23 protein-coding genes are annotated in these 23,985 nt (G+C 48.0%); 18 read left to right on the plus strand and 5 right to left on the minus strand.

Going from position 1 to position 23,985, the window contains the following annotated elements; translation table 11 throughout:
* Positions 1 to 27 precede the first annotated feature (27 nt).
* The 11 genes from porG to yidD all read left to right on the plus strand — a co-directional run bounded on the left by porG (position 28) and on the right by yidD (position 9,703).
* Complete coding sequence (gene porG, locus GWC95_RS00690) at positions 28 to 882, plus strand: type IX secretion system protein PorG (protein WP_161816745.1); 855 nt, start codon at positions 28 to 30, stop codon at positions 880 to 882.
* Between the two features lie 392 nt (positions 883 to 1,274).
* Positions 1,275 to 1,910 carry a hypothetical protein gene (locus GWC95_RS00695; RefSeq protein WP_161816746.1) on the plus strand — a complete coding sequence of 212 codons (636 nt, stop codon included), beginning with the start codon at positions 1,275 to 1,277 and terminating at the stop codon, positions 1,908 to 1,910.
* Between the two features lie 170 nt (positions 1,911 to 2,080).
* Positions 2,081 to 2,845: an isoprenyl transferase gene (locus tag GWC95_RS00700; protein WP_161816747.1), complete on the plus strand. Its 765-nt coding sequence runs from the start codon at positions 2,081 to 2,083 to the stop codon at positions 2,843 to 2,845.
* A 176-nt stretch (positions 2,846 to 3,021) separates the two neighbouring features.
* Positions 3,022 to 5,733: a BamA/OMP85 family outer membrane protein gene (locus tag GWC95_RS00705; RefSeq protein ID WP_317164082.1), complete on the plus strand. Its 2,712-nt coding sequence runs from the start codon at positions 3,022 to 3,024 to the stop codon at positions 5,731 to 5,733.
* A gap of 21 nt (positions 5,734 to 5,754) precedes the next feature.
* On the plus strand, positions 5,755 to 6,267 hold the full coding sequence (locus tag GWC95_RS00710; RefSeq protein WP_161816749.1) for an OmpH family outer membrane protein: 513 nt from the start codon (positions 5,755 to 5,757) through the stop codon (positions 6,265 to 6,267).
* Positions 6,268 to 6,374: 107 nt separating this feature from the next.
* The gene (locus GWC95_RS00715) at positions 6,375 to 6,989 is read left to right on the plus strand and encodes an OmpH family outer membrane protein (protein WP_161816750.1); all 615 of its coding nucleotides are present in this window, start codon (positions 6,375 to 6,377) and stop codon (positions 6,987 to 6,989) included.
* 87 nt (positions 6,990 to 7,076) lie between these two features.
* Positions 7,077 to 7,694, plus strand: coding sequence for an OmpH family outer membrane protein (locus tag GWC95_RS00720; protein ID WP_161816751.1), 618 nt, complete (start codon positions 7,077 to 7,079; stop codon positions 7,692 to 7,694).
* A 2-nt stretch (positions 7,695 to 7,696) separates the two neighbouring features.
* Positions 7,697 to 8,533: a glutamate racemase gene (murI, locus tag GWC95_RS00725; protein ID WP_161816752.1), complete on the plus strand. Its 837-nt coding sequence runs from the start codon at positions 7,697 to 7,699 to the stop codon at positions 8,531 to 8,533.
* A gap of 180 nt (positions 8,534 to 8,713) precedes the next feature.
* Positions 8,714 to 8,869 (plus strand): 50S ribosomal protein L34, encoded by a 156-nt coding sequence (gene rpmH, locus GWC95_RS00730; RefSeq protein ID WP_071840084.1) that lies wholly within the window; start codon positions 8,714 to 8,716, stop codon positions 8,867 to 8,869.
* Positions 8,870 to 9,066: 197 nt separating this feature from the next.
* Positions 9,067 to 9,450 (plus strand): ribonuclease P protein component, encoded by a 384-nt coding sequence (gene rnpA, locus GWC95_RS00735; RefSeq protein ID WP_161816753.1) that lies wholly within the window; start codon positions 9,067 to 9,069, stop codon positions 9,448 to 9,450.
* Positions 9,443 to 9,703 (plus strand): membrane protein insertion efficiency factor YidD, encoded by a 261-nt coding sequence (yidD, locus tag GWC95_RS00740; protein WP_202630182.1) that lies wholly within the window; start codon positions 9,443 to 9,445, stop codon positions 9,701 to 9,703. Before rnpA ends, yidD begins: the two co-directional genes overlap by 8 nt.
* 104 nt (positions 9,704 to 9,807) lie before the next feature.
* Here yidD and GWC95_RS00745 read toward each other — a convergent pair whose 3' ends face one another.
* The 5 genes from GWC95_RS00745 to GWC95_RS00765 form a co-directional block, all read right to left on the minus strand.
* Positions 9,808 to 10,398, minus strand: coding sequence for a hypothetical protein (locus GWC95_RS00745; protein WP_161816754.1), 591 nt, complete (start codon positions 10,396 to 10,398; stop codon positions 9,808 to 9,810).
* A gap of 220 nt (positions 10,399 to 10,618) precedes the next feature.
* Entirely contained in the window at positions 10,619 to 11,224 is a 606-nt protein-coding gene (locus tag GWC95_RS00750) for a superoxide dismutase (protein WP_161816755.1), read from the minus strand.
* 157 nt (positions 11,225 to 11,381) lie between these two features.
* Positions 11,382 to 11,828, minus strand: coding sequence for a nucleoside deaminase (locus GWC95_RS00755; RefSeq protein ID WP_161816756.1), 447 nt, complete (start codon positions 11,826 to 11,828; stop codon positions 11,382 to 11,384).
* A gap of 50 nt (positions 11,829 to 11,878) precedes the next feature.
* On the minus strand, positions 11,879 to 12,643 hold the full coding sequence (locus GWC95_RS00760; RefSeq protein WP_161816757.1) for a DeoR/GlpR family DNA-binding transcription regulator: 765 nt from the start codon (positions 12,641 to 12,643) through the stop codon (positions 11,879 to 11,881).
* A gap of 25 nt (positions 12,644 to 12,668) precedes the next feature.
* Positions 12,669 to 12,887 (minus strand): hypothetical protein, encoded by a 219-nt coding sequence (locus tag GWC95_RS00765; RefSeq protein WP_161816758.1) that lies wholly within the window; start codon positions 12,885 to 12,887, stop codon positions 12,669 to 12,671.
* An 87-nt stretch (positions 12,888 to 12,974) separates the two neighbouring features.
* Here GWC95_RS00765 and GWC95_RS00770 point away from each other — a divergent pair, with 87 nt between their 5' ends.
* From GWC95_RS00770 to GWC95_RS00800, 7 genes are all read left to right on the plus strand, one after another.
* On the plus strand, positions 12,975 to 14,561 hold the full coding sequence (locus tag GWC95_RS00770; protein WP_161816759.1) for a glycerol-3-phosphate dehydrogenase/oxidase: 1,587 nt from the start codon (positions 12,975 to 12,977) through the stop codon (positions 14,559 to 14,561).
* 157 nt (positions 14,562 to 14,718) lie between these two features.
* Entirely contained in the window at positions 14,719 to 17,952 is a 3,234-nt protein-coding gene (locus GWC95_RS00775) for a SusC/RagA family TonB-linked outer membrane protein (RefSeq protein WP_161816760.1), read from the plus strand.
* A gap of 19 nt (positions 17,953 to 17,971) precedes the next feature.
* Positions 17,972 to 19,420: a SusD/RagB family nutrient-binding outer membrane lipoprotein gene (locus GWC95_RS00780; RefSeq protein ID WP_161816761.1), complete on the plus strand. Its 1,449-nt coding sequence runs from the start codon at positions 17,972 to 17,974 to the stop codon at positions 19,418 to 19,420.
* A gap of 33 nt (positions 19,421 to 19,453) precedes the next feature.
* Positions 19,454 to 20,704 carry a DUF5689 domain-containing protein gene (locus GWC95_RS00785; RefSeq protein WP_161816762.1) on the plus strand — a complete coding sequence of 417 codons (1,251 nt, stop codon included), beginning with the start codon at positions 19,454 to 19,456 and terminating at the stop codon, positions 20,702 to 20,704.
* A 62-nt stretch (positions 20,705 to 20,766) separates the two neighbouring features.
* Positions 20,767 to 22,191 (plus strand): calcineurin-like phosphoesterase C-terminal domain-containing protein, encoded by a 1,425-nt coding sequence (locus tag GWC95_RS00790; RefSeq protein ID WP_161816763.1) that lies wholly within the window; start codon positions 20,767 to 20,769, stop codon positions 22,189 to 22,191.
* Positions 22,192 to 22,199: 8 nt separating this feature from the next.
* On the plus strand, positions 22,200 to 23,114 hold the full coding sequence (locus GWC95_RS00795; protein WP_161816764.1) for a glycerophosphodiester phosphodiesterase family protein: 915 nt from the start codon (positions 22,200 to 22,202) through the stop codon (positions 23,112 to 23,114).
* Positions 23,115 to 23,160: 46 nt separating this feature from the next.
* Positions 23,161 to 23,838, plus strand: coding sequence for a GDSL-type esterase/lipase family protein (locus GWC95_RS00800; protein ID WP_161816765.1), 678 nt, complete (start codon positions 23,161 to 23,163; stop codon positions 23,836 to 23,838).
* Positions 23,839 to 23,985 lie beyond the last annotated feature (147 nt).

Raw genomic sequence — 23,985 nt, forward strand, 5'->3', positions numbered from 1 at the left:
CAATATAGAGTCCACAGCAAAATAACTATGCTTAGAAAGACCATAACATTCATCTGCTTAATCATGGGCCTTCAAACCGCTCAGGCGCAATTGATGGAGCCTTATGTGCACCAGGGAGAAGTTGGTTTTTCTGCAGGGGTGGGTCATTATTTCGGCGACCTCAACCCCACCACTTCAGTAAACCGCCCTAAGCTGTCGGCAGGTATATTTTTCCGCAAACAATTGAGTAGTTATATCGGCATCCGCCTCAGTGCAGATTATGCCCAGCTTGGCTATTCGGATGTATACAGCAGCAACCCTGTTCAGGTGGCGCGCAACCTCAGTTTTAATACCAATGTATGGGAGCTGAGCCTTGCCGGCGATTTTAATTTTCTCGAATTTCACCCGGGTTTTGAAGGATACCGATTTACTCCTTATGTTGGCCTGGGTATCGGCGTGTTCTCTTACGATCCCTATGCCTATCTCAATGGCGAAAAATACATGTTGCGCACATTGGGTACAGAAGGGCAGGGCAGTTCGCTTTACCCGGAACTGAAACCCTATTCGCCCATCGCCATCAGCGTTCCGCTTACATTGGGTTTCAAATATGCGATCAATGAGAAGGCGAATGTTTTTGCCGAGCTCACCTACCGCATGACGAGCACCGACTACCTCGATGATGTTAGCGGCGTTTATGCGCCCGATGCTTTCCCGCCATTGCCCGACGGATCGCCATCGCCTGCATTTTTGCTGCAGGACAGGAGCTACGAAACCGGAACATCCATCGGAACCAAGGGCCGTCAGCGGGGTAACAGCCTTCAGAAAGACGCTTTTGCCACTTTCAGGGTCGGGATTTCGTTCAATCTCTCCTCTTACCGCTGCCCGGATCCGTCCAGGAGATAATACGTGTTTATATCCCTGTTTTGTTGGCAAATTTTAGTATTCCTTTAATCAACCAGCTGACAATAGTTCACCTCTAACGCCTTTCCAACAGCATTATTATCAAATATTTATAACGGCTCAATGCAGTACCGTAAGCACCTTTCGGCAACATCTTGTCATTTCACACGTTATAAGCTTGTGTGGGTATCCATTTTGATTTATGTTTACAAGTAAATAATTAGCCATGTTTTACTCAAATGAAGATCAAAATAGAAGGCAGTTAGAAGCGCTGGGTAGAGTAAAGGAAAAGGCGATGTCTGATCCAATTTATGCTAAATCTATTATTGAATCGGTCATATCACGATCTGATTCCTCGCTTTGGTCAGCAGGTGAATCGAATGAAATAACTGGAAATGCTGAATCATCAACCGACAAGCGTGATCGCTTTTCATAGCTGTGATATAGAAGTCGGATTAAAAGTTTTACTGGGATTAGATAACCTTAAGCACAGTACAAATGATTGGGACTGGCTCGGGGATGGTATTTATTTTTGGGAGCAAAATCCAGAAAGAGCACTAACGTACGCGCGGGAATGCGCAGAGGGCAGGCAAAAGAATAAAAGGAAAATCAATACTCCCTTTGTTTTAGGTTGTGTAATCGATTTAAAGAACTGCTTTAATCTTACAGAGTCGGTTTCTATCTCCTGGTTAAAGCAAGGATATAAAGATTTTGTAGATCTATGTAAGGCTACCGGCACCCCTATCCCGCAAAACAAAGACGCCAATAGAAAATTAGATTGTGCTGTGATCAGGTATATCCATACAGTCAATGAGCAGCAGAACTTAACCAGATACGACACCGTTAGAGCGGCGTTTCCAGAGGGAGAACTTGTTTATGAGGGTTGCGAGATACGTGAACATACTCATATTCAGATATCAGTGCGCACAGAAGACTGTATCAAAGGATATTTCTTGCCTAAGCCCTTTGATGCTTATAATCCCTATTTGAAAGCTCATATAATGGATAAGTATCCTGAATTAGGTTGTTAGGTCCGTTAAATCAACCAACTGGGAGATAAGCTTATGGCTCCTACCTCGATTCTCCCCCTAAAACAGCCTTAAAATCCAGCAATAACAGCCCTTTCGGTCTTTTTAATTCACCAGATTTTCGCTTTTGCTTTTGAGTTTCACTAGATTTGCACCCTAATTGAATTTTCTATATGCAGGAAAGCCTGATAGACAGGATTGACAAAGGCCGTTTACCCCGGCACATCGCCATCATCATGGATGGCAACGGGCGTTGGGCGGAAGAGAAAGGACAGGATCGCCTGTATGGTCATTTTCACGGGGTGGAAAGCGTGCGCAACATCGTGGAGGGCAGCGCCGAACTGGGGCTGGAATACCTTACACTCTACGCGTTCAGTACCGAGAACTGGGACAGGCCGCAGCAGGAAGTAGAAGGATTGATGTCGCTGCTGGTAGAAACCATCCGCAAGGAAGTTCCCACACTCAACAAAAACAACATCCGTCTTCATGTGATCGGTGACACCAATATGCTGCCGAAGTTTGCGCAGGATGAGCTGGCCGAAGCATTGGAGATGACGAGCCACAATACAGGCCTCAACCTCATCATGGCGCTGAGCTACAGCAGCCGCTGGGAGCTGGTAAATGCGGTCAGGAACATCGGGATGGATGTGAAAGCGGGTAAAATAGACCCGGCGAGCATCAACCAGGACACCCTGCAGCAATACCTGACCACCAGCAAGTTCCCCGATCCGGAACTGATGATCAGGACAAGCGGCGAGTACAGGATCAGCAATTTCTTATTGTACCAGCTGGCCTATGCCGAACTATATTTCACCAATACCCGCTGGCCGGATTTCAGAAAAGACAATCTCTACGAAGCCATCATCGACTTCCAGGGACGGGAAAGAAGATTTGGCAAGACCGGGCAGCAAATACAGGAGGAAACCCAATTGGCATAATACTATTCACCCGGCTAACCTTGAGAATGAAGGTGATTTAACAAACACTTTTCATTATTCCAGTTAATTTGCCCCGCCTAAAAACCCGAACCATTGGCTGACAGGACCGGCCATTTATAACCCCGGTCAGCACCATTTACAAACCGAAACGGATGCAGAAAGTGTACAAAATTTTAGTGTTGGCTTTAGTAACATCGCTCGTGAGTTTATCGGCACGGTCGCAGGAAACCACACCTCCTGATACCACCATCACTTCCATAGACGTTGACCTCCTCAATATATTCAACCAGAAAACCCCAAGAACCTACCGCGTAGCCAACATTTCGGTGATCGGTAACCGTTTTTTCGACGAGAACCTTTTGCTTTCGATTGTCAACATCAATGTAGGCGATGAGATCAAGATACCGGGTGGCGATAATTTCTCAAAAGCCATCACCAAATTGTGGAAGGAAAATTATTTCTCCAACGTAGAGATCTACATTACCAAACTGGAAGGAAAGAACATCGACATCCAGATCGCGGTAACGGAAAGGCCGAGGTTGTCTAAATTCTATTTCAAAGGCGTTCGCAAGGGCGAAACAGAGGACCTGGCAGGTAAGACGGGCCTTGTTCCCAACCGCGTGATTACGGAAAACATGAAGATCTCAGCGATAGAGGCGATCAAAAAATTCTATGCAGAAAAAGGATTTCTCGATGCGAGCGTTAAGATCGTAGAAAGAAAAGACACCTCTTTCAACAACATGCTGACGCTCGATTTTATGATCGACAAGGGCCCGAAAGTAAAGATCAACAACATCAATTTCGGAGGCAATACCATCGAATCGGCGAAGCTGAAAAAGCAGATGAAGGATACCAAGGAAAGATCAAGGTTCACACTCAACCCTTCTTTCGATTCGGCCAAAATTGTACAGGCAGACCGCTATACGTTTGAAGAGTACCTGAAAGATTACGGCTTCCTCACCTATTCAAAAACAAAGAAAGTCCTCGATCCGTACATCCGCCTCAAATTATCGGGTGCGAAATTCGATGAGAAAAAATACATCGAAGACAAAGAGAACATCCTTACCTACTACAACTCCCTCGGTTACCGCGATGCGGTGATCGAAAAAGATACCGTTTACCACGCAAAGAACGGCGGCCTCAACATCGATATCAAGATGAACGAAGGGCGCCAGTATTATTTTGGCGACATCAGCTGGAGAGGGAACACCAAGTTTTCAGATTCGGTGCTGTCGCTCATGCTCGGCATCCGCAAAGGCGATATCTACAACCGCGAATTGCTGGATAAGAAACTTCACCCGGGCGCAGACGGGGGCGATGTGGGTTCGTATTACCAGGACGACGGTTACCTCTTCTTCCGCTCCGAAGCGGTGGAAACAGCGGTTTACAACGATACGATCGACTTCGAGATCCGCCTGGTGGAAGGTCCGCAGGCAACGATCAAGAATGTGCGCATTTCGGGTAACGACCGTACAAAGGAACACGTGATCCGCCGTGAGCTGAGAACCATTCCGGGCGAAAAATTCAGTCGTACCGACCTGATCCGTTCACAACGTGAGATCGCGCAGCTGAACTATTTTAACCAGGAAAAGATCGGCATCGACCCGGTTCCGAACCCGGATGATGGAACGGTTGACATCAACTACCGCGTAGAAGAAAAATCGAGCGACCAGTTAGAATTGAGTGCAGGTTGGGGAGGTTCCATTGGTTTAACGGGTACATTGGGTATCTCGTTCAATAACTTCTCGATCAAGAATATTTTCACGAAGAAAGCCTGGGATCCGTTGCCGATGGGAGACGGCCAGAAGCTGAGCCTTCGTGTGCAGAGCAATGGTAAAGCGTTCCGCTCATACAACTTCTCGTTCACCGAGCCATGGCTGGGCGGAAAGAAGAGGAATGCGCTTACCGTTAGTGTGTACAATACCAAATACGGGCAAACCTATGATCCGCTGACAGGTGCATACGATCCGGATATTGCCAATACACGTTATATCTCAACAACGGGAGCAACCGTGAGCCTTTCCAAACAGTTGAAATGGCCGGATGACTTCTTCTCGTTGTCGATGGGTATCAACTATACACGATACAAACTGAGTAACTACGCGATCGATCCTACCAACCTTCCGGGTTTTGAAAATGGGATCGTGAACAACATCAACTTCAGGGTGGCGTTGCAGCGTTCGTCGGTAGACCAGCCGCTGTTCCCGCGTTCGGGTTCAACGTTCATGTTGAGTCTGCAGGTAACACCGCCGTACTCGCTCATCGATAAAAACATAACCAACAAGGCAAATCCATATAACTTCATTGAATACCACAAATGGAGGTTCAACGGAGAGTGGTATGTGCCGCTGGGCAAGCCGCATGGCGAGGAAAAGAACAAACAGTTTGTGCTGAAGGCCTCGGCCAAATATGGGTTCCTGGGAAGATTCAACCCGGATCTGCAGATCTCACCGTTTGAAAGGTTCCAGGTGGGAGATGCGGGATTGAGCAACCAGTTTGCATTGCTGGGTTACGATATCATTGCGCACAGGGGTTACCCGGTATACGATGTGTCGGATCCTAAGGTGAACCCTGATAAGCAGACAGCCAACCAGTACTTCACCATCTTTAACAAATACACACTCGAAATGCGCTACCCGTTGAGCCTCAACCCAAGCAGCACCATTTATGCGCTGGGCTTTTTTGAAGCGGCCAATGGATGGTACAGTATGAAAGATTATAACCCTTTCAAACTCAGGCGTTCGGTAGGTTTGGGAATGCGTTTCTTCCTGCCGATGTTTGGTTTGCTCGGGTTTGATTATGGCATAGGATTGGATAGGTTCACGCCGGGAGGAGGCCTCAAAGACGCAGCAAGGTTTACCTTTATGCTGGGCTTCGAACCGGAATAATAAAAACCTAAACCACAGTTTATGAAAAAGACAGTTGTACTCTTCGTTGCTTTTTTAGGATTGGCATTCGCAAGCCAGGCGCAACGTTATGCCATCATCGATACCAAATACATCCTCAGCAAAATACCGGAATACAGGGATGCCGATACCAAACTGCAGGCAATAGGCGCACAATGGCAGAAAGAGATCGACGACAAGCAAACCGCCCTCGATAAAATGTACAAGAATTACGAGGCCGAACAGTTCATGCTCACCGAAGAACTGAAGAAGAAAAGGGAAGACGAGCTTTTTGTACGCGAAAAAGAAGTAAGGGAACTGCAGAAAAAACGCTTCGGGTACGAAGGCGACCTTTTCAAAGAGCGCCAGAAAATGGTAAAACCGGTGCAGGATAAGGTATACAACGCCATCCAGAAAATGGCGATCGCAAAAGCTTATGATTTTGTACTGGATAAAAGTGAAGGAATTACCATTATATTTGCCGACCCCAAACTAGACAAGAGCGAAGACGTTTTGAAGGAACTGGGGATCAAATAAGCGTAAAAAAGCGACAGCAACAGGTAACCAAGAAAAAGTAAAATAAATCCGGTGCCGCCAGGCGGCAAAGGGCTGTAACAACAATCAATTATTATAAACTCTCAAAAATGAAGAAATTATTATTCGTGTGTGCTTTTGCAATCGGCCTTTTGTTGAGCAACACAACAAATGCGCAGCAAAAGATTGGATATTTTGACGATCAGCTGGTATTGTCATGGCACCCCGGCCTGGTTGAAAAACTCACCAAGGAAATGACCAGCTACCAGAACGATTCACTGGCGCAGGATTACAACTATACTTACAGTGATTTCATGCACAAAGACAGTGCCTTCAAAAGAGATTCAGCTACCATGCCTGCAAGAACAAGGGACATGGCCATCGCCGATATGAACAAACTGAAAGAAAAACTCATCAACTGGCAGGAATATGCGCGCCAGATGAGCGAGCAGAAACAAGAGATCATCCTCTACCCATACAAAATGAAAATGGCCGATGCCCTGAAACAGGTAATGGCAGAAGGCAAATTCACAATGGTATTGAACCAGTCGGCATTAACGATCTATGCATTGCCGCCGGCGGCTGAGAACCTCAACATCAAAGTTGCGCAAAAACTGAAAATTCCTATTCCGAAAGAATACGAAGATGCGTTTAAAACAGGTGGTGCAGCACCCGCTGCCAACCCGGCAACACCTGCTGGCGGTACCGCCCGCCCGAAACAATAATAGCTCCATGGCTGAATAAATATTTTGTAATAACCCCGTCATTGCGATGGGGTTATTATTTTTGAAACCGATCCAAAACGAGAAAGTATGAGAAGAATTCTGTTTGTGTGCGTGGCCCTGGCTGCATCGATCCTTTTTTCCAATACAACACAGGCGCAGGAAAAAATGGGGTATTTTGATGAAGACAAATTACTGCCCTTTATGCCGGGTGTAAAAAAAGTAGATACGCTGCTGGCATTGTTCCAGAGAGATACCCTCAACGTTCAGTACGATACAACCTATACCGCCTACAAGAAATTCGACAGCCTCTACCGCAGAGACTCGGCCCTCCTCACGGGCGAGAACAGGAAAGTGGCAGAAACCACGCTCAACCGCTACAAGGCACAGGTTCTTTACTGGAGCGAATACGAGAAGCAAAGGCTGCAATACAAGGAAGCAGAACTGATGTTCCCCTACAAAAAAGCGTTGTCGGATGCATTGATGGCCGTGCTCGCCGAAAACGGTTATGCTTACGCCATCCATGTTTCGCAATTGTGTAAATACGTGGCGCCGCCGCTGCTGGATAATCTCACGATACGCGTGGCGATGAAACTGAACATCCCACTCGCCAAAAGCGTGACCGACGAGTGGAACAAGGCCCTAGCCAAAGAAGCGGCCAAAGCCAAGGCAGGCACCGCGAAACCACCGGTAAAAGGAAAAAAATAACCATGGCAAAACATCCCATCGGGGTTTTCGATAGCGGCTACGGCGGACTTACGATCCTGAAAGAGATCGTAAAAAAGCTGCCCGGTTATGACTACCTCTACATGGGCGATAATGCCCGCGCGCCTTATGGCCCGCGTTCGTTCGACACCGTTTACCAGTATACGCAGGAATGTGTGCGGTGGTTTTTTTCGCAGGGATGTGAGCTGGTGATACTGGCCTGCAATACCGCATCTGCAAAAGCGCTTCGAACCATCCAGCAAAACGATCTTCCGCAGATAGACCCGTCAAAACGGGTATTGGGCGTGATCAGGCCAACAACCGAAGTGATCGGCCGCTTCTCAAAAACCGGCCATGTAGGTATTCTCGGAACAACAGGAACCGTACAGAGCGAAAGCTACCCGATAGAGATCGCTAAATTTTTTCCCGGGGTAAAAGTGTACCAGGAAGCCTGCCCTATGTGGGTGCCGTTGATTGAAAACAATGAACACAACAAGCCCGGAGCAGACTATTTTGTAAAAAAGCACCTCGATAACATCACCTCCCAATCGAAAGACATTGATGTTTTGTTGCTGGGTTGCACGCATTATCCCCTGCTGGCAAACAAGATCCGGTCGTTTTTGCCCGCAACGGTAAACATCGTTTCGCAGGGAGAGATCGTAGCCGAAAGCCTCGCGGCATACCTCGAAAACCACCCGGACCTCGCCAACCGCTGCTCTAAAAACGGGGAGCGGGCGTTCTTTACAACAGATTCCACATCGGATTTTGATGCCCACGGGAGCATTTTTTTCGGGGAGGCTGTCCGGTCGCAACACCTTGATCTTTTGGCCGGGAAAGGGTAGGTTAGAACGGATCTGCCCGCGGTTTAACCATTTTAACGCCCCGGAAACCGAAAAAAACACCTTTCAACTTGTGAATATGTAGTGGATTTCCTTACCTTTGCCGTCCTTTCACAAGCAGCGGTATGGTGACTGCAGGCGTTGAAACGAAACAATATTTCCGGTTAGTAAAAAAACAAAGCAATGAAACGTACATTCCAACCACACAAACGTCGTCGTAAAACCGTTCACGGTTTTCGCAAACGTATGGAATCTGCTAACGGCCGCAAAGTATTGGCAAGCCGCAGAGCGAAAGGTCGCAAGAAACTGACTGTTTCCAGCGAAAAAGGATTGAAATAAACCCCGGCCCCAGAAAGGGCTACAGGAAAATCATACAAGCCTCATCTTTTTTGATGGGGCTTTTTTAGTTTAGTGGGGGTGTTTGCCACAGATTTCTCGGATTGGCACAGATAGCGGTTTAAAAAATCCAAGGCTACTAATCTGTGCCAATCCGAGAAATCTGTGGCAACACCCTCTAATAAGTAAGCACACGGAGAATGCCATCAACCTACACCTACAACAAACCCGAAAAACTCAAAAGCCGCAAAAAGCTCAACGAGATTTTTACAAAGGGGAAATCGTTCCCGGTTTTTCCTGTGAAGGTTTTCTATGTGATTGGTGAAGCAAATGAACATTCCGTAAAAACCGGTGTTGGTGTAAGTACCCGTAACTTTAAAAAAGCAGTTGACCGCAACCGCATCAAAAGACTGCTGCGCGAATGTTACCGGCTCAACAAAACAACATTACACGAAGCCGTTTCAAAAAAACAGAAAAGCATCTCGGTCTTTTTTCTCTATGTTGGAAAAGAATTGCCCGATTTTGAAATGCTGACCGGAAAAATGAAAACGGCCCTTACTAAACTCGAACAAAATCTTGACTGATCAGAAAAATAAAAAAGGGTTCATTGGCCGGGTACTTGTATTCATCGGTTATCCGTTTATCCTCCTGATCAGGATTTACCAATACATTATTTCGCCGGCCATCGGTCCCAAATGCCGGTTTACGCCAACCTGCTCGCATTATGCGGTTGAGGCGCTGCAAAAACACGGATTGCTCAAAGGCGGGTGGCTCGCCGTGAAAAGGATTTCACGCTGCAGGCCGGGTGGCGGCCAGGGGTACGACCCGGTGCCTTGATACGGCACACAGACCATCCTGTAAAAAAAGCTTACTGGTTTGTAGAATGAAAAAGCCGGTAACAACCCGCTTTGTGCTGTTACCGGCTGGATATTTTAAACCGGTTACTGTTTCTGGGCTACTGTTAACGCCCTCATCTCTTCGATCTTTTCCCTGAATTCCTTCAACGTGTAAAAACGGTAAACCTCCGGATCTTTCCCATCCACTTTCTCTGCCGAACGCATGCGGTGGTATGGGCCGATCACCATCGATTTTATGTTGTCTGAAATACGCGCAGATTTATTGGGAAGAAGATAATAACTTTTGTTTGCCTCACTTGCATTCTTGCCCTCGAGCAATGCAACCATTGAATCGATGCGGAGTTTCAGTTCTGCCTGGGAAACTACTTTTTGTTTGGTTGGGTCGCCAAACGAATTGATACCGCCAACGATCGTATCGGGTTTCGCATTCACAATAAACAAACCATCGCCGGGCAGATCGATCGTGCCCTCGCCCATCGGCCCCTTGATCTTGTACGTTACATTGCTGCTGCCCAGCAACACTTCTTTCTCATCATGGCCTGTGCCATCTTTTGAAGTGATGGTTTTTGCATCGGTGTTCACTTCTGCAGGACCCTTACTGTAAACAATGATCTTTTTCTGTTTGCATGCCGTTAATAAAAGAACGACGGAAAAAAGGCCGAAGATTTTTTTCATAAGCGTGGTTTATACAGTGGTGTTAGAGATTCAGGATACAGAATAAAGATACAGGAAAACAAGATGGCGCGGATGAGAGGTGTTGAGACAAAGTTGCCAGGTTAGCATCGTCCCATAAAAAAACACAGGAAAACAAAAACAGGTTTCAAAAAATCCTGTCGTTCGTCTTCCTGTGTGTTTATTTTTCGTCTTCCTGTGTGTTTATTTATTGTGCGGACAATTATTTTGCTGCGCCGAAACGCTCTGCTACTTTGTTCCAGTTTACCACGTTCCAGAAAGCCGCGAGGTAGTCTGCGCGTTTGTTTTGGTATTTGAGGTAATACGCATGCTCCCAAACATCAGCGCCGAGAAGGGGTGTGCCTTTTACTTCGGCAACATCCATCAGCGGGTTGTCCTGGTTAGGCGTGGAAGACACTTCAAGTTTGCCGTCTTTCACAATCAGCCATGCCCATCCGCTTCCGAAGCGGGTCATACCTGCGTTGTTGAATTTTTCCTTGAATGCATCAAAAGAACCGAAAGCACTGTTGATGGCATCTGCGAGTGCGCCGGATGGTGCACCGCCTGCATTGGGTGCAAGGCTCTCCCAGAAAAAAGTATGGTTCCAATGGCCGCCACCGTTGTTGCGCACAGCCGGGCTGATCGTGCCCGCTACGGCAACCAGCTCTTCGAGCGATTTACCTTCATTGGGTGTGCCGGCAACAGCTTTGTTCAGGTTGTCAACATATGCCTGGTGGTGCTTACCATGGTGGATCTGCATGGTGGTGGTGTCGATATGTGGCTCTAATGCGTCGTGCGCATAAGGCAAAGGTGCTAATGTAAATGCCATGGGATTATGGTTTTAAGAATGAATGTTAGATGGAGAACAAATTTACTGAAAAAAGGTTGAAGGAAAATTTTGGAGTTGGATGAAGCGTATGTGTTAAAGCCCGGTAACACGGTTGTCAAACATCCTGTTAACAAAAGCGGAGACGCAGCCGGCGGGCTCAGCGTTTTGATTTGAAAAAGGATCGCATCAATTGTGCACATTCATCTTTCAGCACACCGCTTTCCAATATGGTTTTGGGGTGAAAGGGCCAGTTTTCGCGGGTGATGTGCCGGTAGCCGTTCTTCTCATCAGCGGTTCCGAATACAATGCGGCCGATCTTGCTCCAGTACATTGCGCCGCAACACATGAGGCAGGGTTCTACGGTTACGTATAAAGTGGCTTCCGGGAGGTATTTTGATCCGAGTTTGTTGAAGGCCGAGGTGAGCGCAAGAATCTCTGCATGCGCGGTGGAATCGTTCAGCAACTCTACCTGGTTGTGCCCGCGCGCAATGATCTTGTTTTTGATCACCACCACCGCACCCACCGGCACCTCATCCGCTTCGTAGGCAGTTACGGCCTCTTTGAGGGCCTGTTGCATAAAGTAGGTATCGTCGTATTCTATCATGTTGTTTGGGCTGGGGTTTAAAATGGGAACGGTAAAAAAGCGCACAGCTTCTATACGATCGTAACTTCTATCCCCATACTTTTCAAAACCCCCACCGTGTGTTCGGATATGCCACTGTCTGTGATGATCTGTTCTACGTCTTCGAGACGGCAGATCTTGCCAAAGCCGCGGCGGCCGAATTTGCTGGAGTCGGCCAGCACAATGGTTTTCTGCGAGGCCTGTATCATTTTTTTATTGAGCTGCGCCTCGGCAACATTGGTGGTGGTGAGGCCGAATTCAACATCGATCCCATCCACGCCCAAAAAAAATTTACTGCAGGAAAAATCTTCGAGGATCTTTTCTGCATAGGGCCCCGTTGCCGATGATGAACTTTTGCGCAACATACCACCCAGCTGAAAAACCTCTATTTCCGGGTGATGCAGCAATTGTGCCGAAACATTCAGCGCGGCCGTTAATACGGTAAGGTTGCCGATCGGGCGGATGTTCTTTGCCAGGGCCTGCACCGTTGTTCCCGAGCCGATGATGATGCAATCGTTCTGCTCTATTAAACTGGCGGCAACAGAACCAATGCTGCTTTTTTCATCCGAGTTGATCTTTTCTTTCTCGTTCACCGGCCTGTCGCCCGCATAAGGGTTCTTCATCGTTCCGCCGCCATGGGTCCGGTAAAGAAGGCCCTTGTCTTCGAGCAGTTTCAGGTCCTTGCGGATGGTTACTGAAGAGACCTTCAGTGTGGAGCAGAGGTCCAGCACTTCTACGCTTCCTTCCTTTTTCAACTTTTCCAGGATATGCTGATGGCGATCGGTGAGATTGCTCATGGGATGAAATGATTTGACCTGCAATCTAATTAAAATGACTTGGTTTGGCTGCTAAAGCTGAACCGCCGGCTGCGGAAATGGCCCAACCCGGGTGGCCCGTTGATGCGTTAAAATTGAAGATTTGATGAAAATAGTCGCCCGTGCGTAGAGGGCCAACCGGATAACCCCTTTCCACCCGTTTTGCCCGATTTTGGCCCAATCCCAACCGCCGGTAATAAAAAAATAACATGAAATTCTTTTTCATTTTAAAAAATTACCAATACTTTCATTTAAGATTCTTTTTCTTTCGTATACTTTCGAAACGAAACAAAGGGAAATAAACCGAACTGCAATGAATGAACGGCTGCCATTAGAAGATAGTTACAGAAAGACCTGTCTCGATCAGATCACACGTCCGGGAACCGAATGGGACATCGTGGTGATCGGCGGTGGCGCCACTGGTTTGGGCATTGCGCTTGATTCGGTTACCCGGGGGTATAAAACACTTTTACTGGAGCGATCCGATTTTGCAAAGGGCACTTCCAGCCGCAGCACCAAACTGGTGCATGGCGGTGTTCGCTACCTGGCCCAGGGCGAGCTGAAGCTCGTTCGCGAGGCCAGTGTTGAAAGGGGCCGGCTTTACCACAACGCACCCCATCTTGTAAAAAACCAGACTTTCATCATTCCCATTTATTCTTTGTGGGAAAGGATCAAATATTCGCTCGGCCTTAAATGCTACGATCTCATTGCGGGCAAACTCCGCCTGGGCTGGTCAACTTTCATCTCGCGCGAAGAAACGCTTGCGCAGCTCCCGGGCATCAGGCAGGAACATTTAACGGGCGGCGTAATGTACCACGACGGGCAATTTGACGACGCAAGGCTGGCCATCAACCTGGCGCAGACCATCTGGGACAAAGGCGGATTCGCCATCAATTATATGTCGGTAGAAGGACTGCTGAAAGAGGGCGACAAGATCTCAGGCGTACAGGCAAAAGACCTCGAGAGCGGCGAAACCTATTCGATCCGCGCAAAAGCGGTGGTGAATGCAACGGGTGTTTTTGCCGATGACATCCTGCAAATGGACAACCCCGGTAGCCGCAAAACACTGCGCGTGAGCCAGGGCGTTCACCTGGTGCTCGATAAGAAATTCTACCCTTCGGCAGATGCCTTGATGATACCTGAAACAAGCGATGGAAGGGTGCTGTTCGCGGTGCCGTGGCACGATAAGGTGGTGGTGGGCACAACCGATACCCTGGTAGAAGAAGCATCACCAGAACCGCATGCATTGGAGAAAGAGATCGAATTTATCCTGGAAACCGCGTCTGCATACTTTACCATCAAACCAAAACGCAGTGATGTGCTGAGTGTTTTTGCAGGGCTTCGCCCGCTTGCTGCGCCGCAGAACGACAACCAGAAAACAAAAGAGATCTCACGGGGGCACAAGATCATCGTATCGCCCGCGAAATTATTTACGATCGTTGGCGGCAAGTGGACAACCTACAGGCGGATGGGTGAAGACATGGTGAACAGGATCGAACGCGAACTGCACTGGAAGCCGCAACACACTGCCACAGAAAACCTATCCATCCATGGCGCCGCACAGGGCATGAACTGGAACGACCCGTTCTATTTCTACGGCAACGACGCAGGCTCTTTGCGTGTGATGATGAATGGCAATGCCAACAAATGGATCAGTGAAAGTTTACACATACACGAAGTACAGGTGATCTGGGCCGTAAAACACGAAATGGCGCGCACATTGGAAGATGTTTTGTCCCGCCGCACACGTGCCTTGCTGCTCGATGCAAAAGAAAGCGTGCGCATTGCATTGCCGGTTGCCCGCATCATGGCAGGCGCACTCGGTAAAGATGAAACATGGGTGGCCAGGCAGGTGGACGAGTATGAACGGCTGGCAGGACAGTACATTCTTGAACAGTGAGCCGCGGTTTTTTTTGACCGCAGACGCAAACGGGAACACAACTGGATTAACTAATTGTAAACTCTTACACAACCCAAACTAAACAAACAATGCAACTCTATTTTTGCCGCCTTTAAAATAAAAACCCTTCAGCATCTCACAAAATCAACCCCTTGTTATGAGAACCAATTCGATTGCTACAAAACAAAAACGGACCGCCAGGTTTTGCATGCTTGCTACGCTGGCGTTGCTGCTGGTTGTGCAGGTATTTGCGCAGCAGGCAGCACAGAAACGAATCAGCGGAAAGGTAGTGAATGCCGCTACCACACAACCCTTGGCCAAAGCCAATGTAAATGTAAAAGGCGCAACAGGCCGCGCAACCGTTACAGACGAACAGGGCGGTTTCAGCATCCTGGTTGGTTCGGGCGAAACCATCATCGTTAGCTCTGTGGGTTTCGAAACACGCGAGATCAAATACACCAACCAGCTCGTGCTCAACATCCAGCTCACAGAAACCACCAACCAGCTGCAGGATGTGGTTGTTACGGCACTGGGCATCAGGCGCGAAGAAAAAGCATTGGGGTACTCGGTAAGTAAAGTAACCAATGAACAACTGACGGACGCCACCTCTACCAACTGGTCAAACGCCCTGCAGGGAAAAGTTGCGGGTTTGAATTTGATCAAATCAGGCGGTGGCCCTTCCGGTTCCAATAAGATCATCCTTCGTGGTGAAAACTCTTTGGGTGGAAGCAGTGAGGCGCTGATCGTGATAGATGGTGTGATCGTGAGCGGCAGCAGCGGTAAACAAACCGGTTCAAAAGGAAGCGGCTCTTACCTCGACAGTGATTCTCCAACCGATTTTGGTTCTACATTGAACGACATCAACCCCGATGATATTGAAGCGATCACCGTGTTAAAAGGACCAGGCGCTGCCGCACTTTATGGCGCGCGTGGTGCAAACGGCGCGATCATCATCACCACAAAATCAGGCAAGGCCAACCAGAAAGGGATTGGCGTAACCGTAAATTCAAACACCTCTTTCGAAAGCATTTCGCGCTGGCCCGATTACCAGACCGAGTACGGGCAGGGCGCGGCAGGGCAGGATACCTGGTACTCTTACGGCGCAACGGCCGATGGCGCAAGCACACGCAGCACAAGCTCTGCATGGGGACCCAAATTCGACGGGCAAAGTTATTTTCAATACGACCCCGTTACACGTACCGGCGGAACCGTACGCACACCATGGATCGCTTACCCGGATAACCACAAACAATTTTTTCAGACAGGAAAAACATTTACCAACAGCGTTTCAATAGAAGGCGGAAGCAACGGAACCTTCGCGCGCCTTTCTATCACCAACCTGCAGAACACATGGATCATTCCAAACACGGGCTACAGCAGGAACACGGTGGCTTTGGCGGTAACGCAAAAGATCACAGACAAACTGAGCCTCTCGAGCAAGATCAATTACACCAACCGCGGAAGCGATAACCTTCCTTCAACGGGCTACAACAACCAGAGCTTTATGTACTTTATCCGGGGCCTTACACCGAATATGGACCTGAACTGGTTTAAAGAATACTGGACACCCGGGCAGGTAGGTGTTCTGCAGACAAGGCCATTCAGCAGTTTGCTGGATAACCCCTACCTGCAGGCATACGAAATGCTGAACAAATCGAGCCGCAACGGCGTAGTGGGAAACCTGTCTGCCACTTATAATTTCACAAGGGATCTCAGCCTGATGGTACGCAGCTCCATCGATTTTTCTGCTGAGCAACGTTCGCAGCAACGCCCAAAAAGCACCAACAAGTTTGTTGACGGTATGTACCGTACACAGAATATTTATGCGCAGGAAATTACAAGCGACTTCCTATTACGATACAGCAAAAAGATCAACAGTAAATTTTCCGCCAATTTTTCTGCCGGTGGAAGCATGATGAAAAACAAGTACATCCGCGATGAGGTAAGGGCAGATAAATTATTGTATCCAGGTGTATATACTTTCGCGAACAGCAAAAATGTTCCGGTCGCACTTCCTTACAGGAGCCAGTATGCGGTGAATAGTTTTTACGGACTGGCACAGCTGAGTTACAACAATTACCTGTTCCTTGATTTTACGGGGCGTAACGACTGGTCGAGCACATTGGCAACACCCACGTCGGTTGGTCATGCATCGTTCTTCTACCCCTCTGTAAATGCGAGCGCAGTTGTATCCGACATCATTAAAATGCCAACATTTGTGAGCTACTTTAAACTCAGGGGCTCATGGTCGTCTGTGGGTAGCGGCGGAACAACGCCATACCTTACTGCATACGCATACGATCCAACCTTGTTTCCTTCGGGGCTCGCCAATCCAACAGCGATCGCCAACCCGAACCTTACCTATCTCTTAACGCGAAGCCTGGAATTTGGAACAGAGCTCAGGTTGTTTAAAAACAGGCTCTCACTCGATGTGGCCGTTTATAAAAACAAAACGCGCGACCAGATCGCCAACATCCCGATAGACAGGGCGGCGGGATACAATGCAACCGTACTGAATTCGGGAACGGTTCAAAACAGTGGTATCGAGGTGCAGGTGAACGGAACCATCATCAAAAAACCAAATGGCCTTACGTGGAGCATGTTTGGAACGCTGACGGCGAACCAGAACAAAGTGTTGTCGCTTGCAGACAGCATTGAAACCTATGTGCTCTCGACCGGCCCCGCCAACCGCGGATCCATTGAAGCGCGCCCGGGCGGGCACATCAGCGACCTGTATGGTTTGGGATACGAACGTTCGCCCGACGGACGGATCGTTTACAATGCACAGGGTATACCGGTATTGGGCCAAACCATCAAATACATCGGCAACACCACACCAACACTGAAAACAAGTTTGGGAACCGAAGTAAAATACAAACAGTTTCGCCTGAGCCTTTTGTTTGATGCACAGTTTGGCGCAGTGGGCTATTCATTAACCACGGCCGTATTATCAGAAGAAGGGAAATTGAAAAAGACAATACCTGGCAGGTACAACGGTATCACCGGTAACGGTGTGCAGCAAAACCCGGATGGAACCTACCGCACAAATGATGTAATGGCAACATCGATACAAGCCTATTACAACGGGCATTTTAACCGCGACAACATTGAATCAAACAGTTTCAGCACAGACTTCATCAAATTCAGGGAAGCGAGGCTGGATTATTCATTTGCACCAAGGTTATTAAAACGACTCGGTTTGCAGAAAGCAAGCATCGGGGTATTTGGCCGTGATCTTTTCATGTTCACCAAATGGCCGGCCTTTGACCCGGAATTCGGAACACTTAACACAAACGCATCAACAGGAGAAGGAACGATCAACTCAGGGTTTGAGATTGCACAGTTTCCTTCTACCAGGAGTGTTGGCGTAAACCTGACAGTTGGTTTTTAATCCTTAAAAGCAAGAGACAATGAAAAATATAAAAACAGGAATACTCACGATGCTCACGGCTGCCATGCTGTTTTCATCCTGTACCAAGAATTTTTCCGAGATCAATACAGACCCGAACCGCTCTTCCGTGGCAACCCCCGAAGCCCTGCTGGCGCCGGTACTGTATGATGTGGTTACAAGAAACCAGACACGCGCCCTGCGTTTGACGAATGAGTTGATGCAGGACCACGTAACCATCATCAACTCTGATGAGATACACCGCTATCTCATCCGCCCAAGCGAATCGGATTACATGTGGAACAACTGGTACCTGCAGCTTACCAACATCAAAGACATGTACAAAAGCGCTTCTGTTATCCAGCAGAAAAGTTTTATGGGCATTTCACTGATCCTCGATGCCTGGGTAACCTCGCTCATCACAGACACTTTTGGCGATGTGCCTTACTCGGAGGCGAACCAGGGAAGGAACAACGTGTACCTTCCTAAATTCGATCTTCAGAAAGACATCTACACCAGCATCCTCAACAAACTGGATACGGCCAACACATTGCTTGCCGCCAACCAGGCTTTTGCCCCCGACCAGCTCACGCTGGATCCTTTGTTCGGCGGCAATATTGCAAAGTGGAGAAAATTCGGCAACAGCCTGTTGCTGCGTTTGCTGCTCCGTGTTTCTGCCAAACCGGAAATGAATGCGCCGGCACGCATCAAGAACATGGTTGAAACAAATGCGGCCACTTATCCCATCTTCACATCAAATGATGAATCGGCCATCCTGAAGTTTACCACTGTTGCACCGTATGTTTCTGCATTCAACCAATACCGCGATTACGATTTCAATGGCGATAATGGATTGACAGAATTTTTTATCGGCAACCTCAAAGTATGGGGCGATCCGCGTATTGCAAAATGGGCGGCACAATCAGGCGGGCAATACCTGGGAATACCGAGTGGTTATGCAAGCGGGAATATTCCCGACAGGAAATCCTATTACCTGGCTACGTTGAAAGATGAACCATTGTTGGGCAACATCATCAACTATCCCGAGCTACAGTTCATCCTGGCAGAAGCGGCCTCGCGCGGATTTATTACAGGGAATGCCAAAACCTATTACGACAACGGCGTTACCAATGCCATTACCATGTGGAACGTTGCAGTGCCGGCGAACTACCTTACAAGCCCGGAAATTTCATTTACAACGGCAACAACGCTGGATCAGAAAATTGAAAAAATACAGTTGCAGAAATATTACACCATGTTCTTTACCGATTTCCAGCAATGGAACGAATACCGCCGTACAGGGCACCCCATACTGCCCAAAGGTCCGGGATTGCTGAACAATGGTTTAATGCCGGCTCGTTTCAAATACCCCGTATCGGTTCAGTCGCTCAACAGGGCAAACTACGATGCCGCAGTAGCGGCCATGGGCGGGCCAGACGACCTGAATACAAAAATGTGGTGGAACAAATAATCAACAACCTGCACCGTACATAAAAACAATAACATGAAAAAAATACAATTCTTTATACTGGCGGCGATGATAAGCATTGGTTTTTCGGCCTGCCTCAAAGAAGACATCAACCCGGCGCTGGGTGTGGTAAACCCTATTGCAACCGCAGAGCAGATCCGTGCTTTTTACAAGGGGGCGGATGTTGATCTTACCGTGGAAAAATTATCGGGCTCCAGTAAAATTTCAGGAGTGATCATTTCCGATGCGGTTTCAAAGAACGTGGTGCCGGGCAACATCACCCTTCAAAACTACGGACGCGGAAATGTGCGCGGCCTTACCATTGAACTCGGTGCAACCGCAACCCATTCATTCCTGGTTGGCGATTCTGTTGAAGTGGACCTCGTCGGCGCCAAACTCACCAGCAAAAGAGGTGTGCTGATGCTCACGGGAATTACGGCTGATAAAATAAAAAAGCTTGCATCCAATGCAACCATGACGGTTAAGCAGATCACCATCGCCGAACTGGCGGCCAACTTTTCAAACTACGAAGGAACACTGGTAAAGGTGAATGCCGATGTAAAACCAACACCCGTTTCTGGTGACACCTATTCCGGCGACAAAGGCCTCAACGATGGAACCAGCGGCAACCTGAAATTGCATACCGAAGCAAACGCCGTTTTTGCCACAAGCAAAATACCGGCGAGTGCAGCATTTGCAGGCATCGCAACCTATGGCGCAGATACCACCGTGAAACAACTCTGGATGCGCAACATCAATGATGTGAGCAATGCCAGCGGCCCGTTGTATGCAGGCTACCCCGAAGATTTCGAGAGCCCCGATGTTTCAGTCAAATCCAGTTATGCTGCGGCCAACGTTGCACTGAAAACCGGATCATGGCTGTTTGACCAGGCTTTGCTGGGCAATACCGGCGGGCGCGACAGGTTTAATGCGGCGGGATTGCAATGCGTACGCATGCAGCAGAATTTATCAACCCCGGCTTACCTGCAGATGAATTACGATCTTCTTTCGGGCGCCACCAAGGTTACGTTCACCTACGGCATCTATTATACAGACGCAGGTTCAACCTTCCGCCTCGAATACTCAACCAACAGCGGTGCAACCTGGTTGCCCATGGGCCCGGATGTAACGGATGCACCCAACGGGTCAAAAGGCGCAACTTACCTGATGAATATCCAGGGCAAGGTCCGTTTCAGGATCAACAAACTCGGGCTGGGCACAACAGGCGGCTCCATATTGAACGGCCGCTTGTGCATCGAAGATTTTGCAGTGTATCAAAACTTATAAACAGCAAGCAGGAACGCCTGCTGGGCATGATGCCGCGGCGGGCTTCTTTTTTAAAAACAGCTATGAAAAGAAGACTCTTTCTCAAAAACCTTTTGGTCTTCACGGGCGCGGGTATTGCATCTGCGTATGCAAAGCCATTTTCAAAATTATTTCCCCGCAACGCGGCGAAAAGCTTTACCGGGAGAATTACATCAAAAGGAAAACCGCTGGCCAATGTGGTTGTAACGGACAGCTATACCGTTGTGGCTACGGATAAAAACGGGATGTACACAATAGACGCGCACAACGATGCGCAGTTTATCACCATCTCCACGCCATCGGGCCACGAGTTTTTGCACCAGGACCACATCAGCCGGCAGTATAAAATAATGGCCGATGTAAAGGACAATAAAAACGTGGATTTTGAATTGACACCTCTCGGCAAAAACGACAACGAACACCAGTTTGTGATCTGGGCCGACCCGCAGGTGAAAAATGAGAAAGATGTTTTGATGATGATGAACGAATCCGTTCCCGATCTTCAGAAAATGGTGAACGCACTTCCTGCAGGAACCCTGGTACATGGCATCTGCGTGGGCGATATTGTTTGGGACAACCACGATCTCTTCCCCGATTACAACAAGGCCGTGAAGCAATGCAGGATCCCGTTCTTCCAGGCAAAGGGCAACCACGATATGGATTACCGTTTGGGTGGCAACGAAACATCCGACATCACTTTCAAGAAACATTATGGTCCCACCCACTATTCATTCAACCGCGGCAAAGTGCATTATGTTGTTTTGGATGATGTATTCTATTTAGGAAAGGAAAGGGAATACGAAGGCAGGATCACACAACAGCAACTCGATTGGCTGCAGAAAGATCTTTCCTTTGTGCCGAAAGACAACCTGCTTATTGTTTCGCTGCACATTCCCGTATACAACGTAAAGAACAGCGCAGAGCTGTATGCATTGCTGAAGCCGTTTGAAAAATGCCACATCATGTCGGGCCACACGCATTACAACCGCAACGTGATCAAAGACGGCATTTTTGAACACAACCACGGAACGGTTTGCGGCGCCTGGTGGACGGGCCCCATCTGCGAAGACGGAACACCCGACGGTTATGGCGTGTACGAAGTGAAAGGAACGGAACTGAGCTGGCATTATAAATCCACCGGGAAAGACAAAAACCACCAGTTGAGTTTGTTCATCCAGCAGAACGAAGCGGGTGAAAACGAAATGGTGGCGAATGTTTACAACTGGGACCCGGAATGGAAAGTGGAATGGTGGCTGGATGATGTGCCGCAGGGCGAACTGCAGAACAAAACAGGTTTCGACCCGCTTGCGGTGGCCACATTAAAAGGGCCAACGCTGCCCGCAGGACGCACATTTGCGGAGCCGAAAAAAACCGATCATTTATTCGTACATACTTTACCTTCCGGCTACAAAAAGGTCAGGGTCCGCGCAAAGGATCGTTTTGGAAATAAGTTTGAAGCCACCGCATAAAAAACAGGATGAAAAAATATCTCTTACCGATAGTGATCGCATGCGCCGCTGCATTTTCATGCTCCGTAAAAAAAACGCAGGTAACGCAGTTGCCAGGCAGTTTTGATTTTGAAGCACACCGCGGCGGCCGTGGATTGATGCCCGAGAACACCATACCTGCAATGATCAACGCGATCGGTATGGAACGTGTGAAAACGCTGGAGATGGATGTGGTGATCTCAAAAGACGGTCAGGTGGTGGTATCGCACGACCCGTATTTCAACGCCGCTATCACAACAACACCCGAAGGGAAAACCATTACGCCTGCAGAAGGTCAGAAGCTCATCCTGTACCAACTCAATTACGACGAAATAAAAAAATACGATGTAGGTATAAAACCGCATCCCGATTTTCCCCTGCAACAAAAGCTCGCGGTAAACAAGCCCCTGCTTGCCGACTTGCTGGCCGCTACGGAAAAAGAGGCGGATAAAAGAAACCGGAAGATCTATTACAATATCGAGGTCAAATCAAAGAAAACAACCGACAACACACACCACCCCGAACCGGAAGCTTTTGTTGACAAACTGGTAAGTATTCTGCAGAAAGGGCAGGTGCTGGAGAGGACCGTGGTACAGAGTTTTGATGTACGGCCGTTGCAGGTACTGCATAAAAAATATCCCGGTATCAAAACATCGTTCCTGGTTGACAAAGATGGAGGAGATATGGAAAGGATGCTGAATACGCTTGGCTTTACGCCATCCATTTACAGCCCTGTTTATACGATTGTAACGCCGGCCCTGGTTGCCGAATGTCACAAACGAAACATCAGGGTTGTGCCATGGACGGTGAATACAAAAGAAGAGCTGCAAAGACAGGTTGATATGAATATCGATGGAATCATCTCGGATTTTCCAAACCTGTTTGATGCAGTAAAAATAAAATAACCATTCGCGCTTTACATCCTTGAAAAGGGGAAGAAAATATGCCTGTATGAAAAGAATTGCTTTGCTCATAGCATTTGTATCAGTTGTTTGTGCGGCTACTTCACAAACGCCAGCGTACGATACAACCTTTCGCCCGAATAACTATGCGTTGAAGGTGGAACAGTTCAAAAGCTATCCCCACAGCACGAGTGATATTGTTTTTCTTGGCAACAGCATTACAGCCAATGTAGAATGGCGCGAGTTGCTGGATATGCCAAACATCAAGAACCGCGGCATTTCGGGCGACATCAGTTTTGGTGTATTGGAAAGACTGGATGAAGTGATCAATGGCAAGCCAGCCAAAGTTTTTGTGCTCATCGGCATCAACGATATTTCGAGAAACATTCCGGACGAAATGATCGTGGCCAATTACCGGAAAATCATTTCGAGGATCCGGCAGGGATCGCCCGAAACAAAAATATATTTTCATACATTGTTACCGGTAAACAACGAGTTTACGCAGTTCAAAAATCATTACAACAAAGATGAACACATTGCGTTTCTCAACAGCAGTTTACAGGCGATTGCCAAAGAAACCAATATCACGCTTATAGACCTGCATCCCATTTTAATGGATGCCAATGGAAAGCTTGATAAAAAATACACGATCGACGGCCTTCACATCAATGCGGAAGGATATAAAAAATGGGCCGCAGTTTTGAAGGGATCAGGCGTTTTGAAATAAGCGCAGGACAGCAAAACAGAACGTGAAATTGAATATTGAATTGAATCAGAACCGGAAATAAGAATACAACAACTGGTATGCCTTCAATGAAAAATACATGTGAATTTGAGGATTGAATGAATAGAAAACAACGGTCTGATTTCAGGC

The sequence above is a fragment of the Sediminibacterium roseum genome, from assembly GCF_009939005.1.
In the GTDB taxonomy this organism is placed as follows: domain Bacteria; phylum Bacteroidota; class Bacteroidia; order Chitinophagales; family Chitinophagaceae; genus Sediminibacterium; species Sediminibacterium roseum.